The sequence below is a fragment of the Paenibacillus sp. P4_A7 genome, assembly GCF_056402455.1.
Genome location: NZ_JBFUHJ010000660.1, coordinates 1 through 2212 on the forward strand (window position 1 = coordinate 1; position 2212 = coordinate 2212).

The following is a 2212-nucleotide window of genomic DNA, read 5'->3' on the forward strand; positions in this document are numbered from 1 at the left end:
GCGTTATGGGCGGTCGCGTCTATTATATGGCTTTCAGATCGGCGAGCTGCCATTAATCATTGGCTTGGAGCTGTTGCTTTTTCTGGAGGTGCAGGCGCACTGGCCGCTGTACTGGATATGATATGGATTCCAGCCGCGATGGAAGCGGGAATGAATGAAGCTGGGCAGCTCTTCCTTTACAACGTCCAAGCTTTATCCTCGCTATGTTCTTACTACGGTCTCCCATACTTTGTTCTCATGTTCGCACAAGCTTATCGACCTATTTCTTTGCCTAAATCGTTACAACGACTTGTGCCATTCATTTTGCTACTGCCTATACTGGGCTGCATCTTGTTTACACCTTTCTATACAGAGATGTATCCCATTACCTTCACAATTGTGGTTTGGTGGGCTGTTCCGTACATATGTGTAGGCACTTTTCAAATATTGCTTAAGAAACAGCCTCATGCTGCATTATCTAGGACACACTGGATCATTTGCTTCGCGGTAATTCCGCCGGTTCTGTTTTGCGCAGTTATGAATTATTTGCTGCCGAGTCTTGGGATGCTTCGGATGTGGGTTTACAATACATGGATTGTTGGATTAGGGGTTACTGTGTTCGTAATTGGACTATTCACCTATGGCTTCATGGGAGTCCGGGTGATGGTTGATCGCCGTAGATATGATTCTACTTTGCGAGCGGTCACTTCTGGGACAGCGATATTAAATCACGCAATCAAAAATGATGCGGGTAAAATACGACTTTTCTCTGAAAAGATGAAATCGTATGCGCTCTCGTCAAACCAGCCTGAGCTTTTGGCAGACATTGAAACGGTACTCCTTGCCTCTCGTCATATGCAAGAGATGATGCAAAGAGTGCATCGACGAACGGAGGATTTAGTTCTCCGAGTAGAACAAGCGGACATGTCGGCTCTAATTGTGAATACTTTGAAGTCTTATGAGCCTGTTCTAGGGGCGGTTCACTTGAAGAGCAACTTAACGCCAGGATGGACCTGTTTAATGGATACCGCGCAAGTAAGTGAAGCGCTTGGTAATATTATTGGCAATGCGCTTGAGGCGATGAAGGGTGAAGGCGAGCTTGCTGTATATTTTACAGAAACAAAGCGAGAGCTCATCATTGAAGTTCGAGACACAGGTCCCGGCATAGAGAAAAGTGAGCTTGCCAAAGTGCTTGAGCCGTTCTACACAACAAAAAGCGTGAATGATGTCAATTTTGGTCTGGGATTGCCTTATGCTTATCATGTTATGCGCAAGCATAAGGGAATGCTGCTGCTTCAGAGTAAGATTGGTAAAGGTACTTCCGTTTATATGAGCTTTCCGAAGCGAAGCGTTAAAGCAGAGAGGCTGAGCGTTGTTCAGACACAAGGGAGGGAAGCACGTGGGTAGTATTCGTCTGTGGATTGTTGAGGATGATCCGGATTGGCTTCGGGGACTTACTGATTATTTGGGTAGGCAGGATGATATAGAAGTCGCTTGGACAGCTAGTCGTGCGCTTGATGTACGTCAAGCGCTTACAGAGCTTCATCCATCGCATACACCAGTTGATGTGGTGCTTATGGATATTATGCTGGATGGGCATCCCGATGGTATTTTGCTTGCAGAGGAAACCTCCGTGGCAACTGGCGCCCGTGTCATTATGCTTACTTCGATGGAAGAAAAAGAACTTATATTCCGTTCCTTTCAAGCCGGCGCGATTGATTACCAGATCAAAACAGATTTTGAAAGACTGCCGGAAGCCATTAGATCCGCTTATAAAAGTCAATCGCCTATAAACAGTGCGGTTGCGGAACGAATGCGTGAGGAATTTCGACGTCTGAAGCTGCTTGAACGTGAGTTTGAAGTCAAGAAGTTGAACGATCTTATAACTCCATCAGAGCTGCAGCTGCTCGATTTGATTGATAAAGGCTACACGCAGCCGCAAATTGCCGACAAGCTCGTTGTTTCGATTCGAACGGTCAAAAACCATGTCAATCATATTTTGAAAAAATTGAATTTGACTGGTTCGAAAGAGGCTGCCAGCAAAGTGAAGGAAATGGGCTTATTTCATGAAAAGAATGACAAGGATAGTACCATGTGAAGATGGTACTATTTTTTTTGTGCCGTTTTTTTAAAATAGGAATAAGAAAGATGTATTTTGAATTTGTTGAATGGAAAAATGGAGAGGAGGCGGATATATGGTTTTTGAAGCATTCTCCACCGCACATTACATTGC

Annotated in this window: 2 protein-coding genes; both read left to right on the forward strand. The window is 44.7% G+C overall.

What is annotated here, in order from left to right:
- On the forward strand, positions 1–1386 hold a 1386-nt coding region (locus AC1DWN_RS32570), incomplete at its 5' end, for a sensor histidine kinase (RefSeq protein ID WP_477562982.1).
- A complete protein-coding gene (locus AC1DWN_RS32575) occupies positions 1379–2077 on the forward strand; it encodes a response regulator (RefSeq protein WP_477562983.1) in 699 nt (232 codons plus the stop codon). The genes AC1DWN_RS32570 and AC1DWN_RS32575, both read left to right, overlap by 8 nt.
- The last annotated feature ends 135 nt before the right edge of the window (positions 2078–2212 follow it).